This window comes from Sporosarcina sp. ANT_H38 (genome assembly GCF_008369195.1).
Taxonomy (GTDB): domain Bacteria; phylum Bacillota; class Bacilli; order Bacillales_A; family Planococcaceae; genus Sporosarcina.
Map to the genome: position 1 here is coordinate 1 of NZ_VOBC01000019.1, position 529 is coordinate 529.

Annotated in this window: 2 rRNA genes; both read right to left on the reverse strand. The window is 42.5% G+C overall.

Annotated features, from left to right (window positions below):
* A 23S ribosomal RNA gene (locus tag FQ087_RS22245) occupies positions 1-107 on the reverse strand; the annotation flags it as partial.
* 322 nt (positions 108-429) lie between these two features.
* Positions 430-529, reverse strand: a 16S ribosomal RNA gene (locus tag FQ087_RS22250); the annotation flags it as partial.

Below are 529 nucleotides of genomic sequence, written 5' to 3' on the forward strand. Positions count from 1 at the left end.
CCGGATCAAAGCTTACTTACAGCTCCCCGGAGCATATCGGTGTTAGTGCCGTCCTTCTTAGGCTCCTAGTGCCAAGGCATCCACCATGCGCCCTTTCTAACTTAACCCTTTGGTTTTCAACAAGCTTACGCTTCTTGAATTCCTCTTTGGTGAATTCTCCTTTACAGCGATGTAAATCGGAATTCGTAAAAGGCATTGCATGATTAACTCATTTGCATGCGTTAATCTAGAGAAATAAATTTCTCCACGTTGATTACTTGATTTGTTGCTATCAATGTCGTTTCATTCAGTTTTCAAAGAACAAGTTTTGAAGTTCATTATAGATGCTTATTTAAACGAAAACCGCTTAAATAGCTTCATGAGCCTTCAAAACTGAACGCAAAACATCAATGTGTAAACCCGTGGTTTACATTCCGTAATAATCCTTAGAAAGGAGGTGATCCAGCCGCACCTTCCGATACGGCTACCTTGTTACGACTTCACCCCAATCATCTGTCCCACCTTCGGCGGCTGGCTCCCGTAAGGGTTA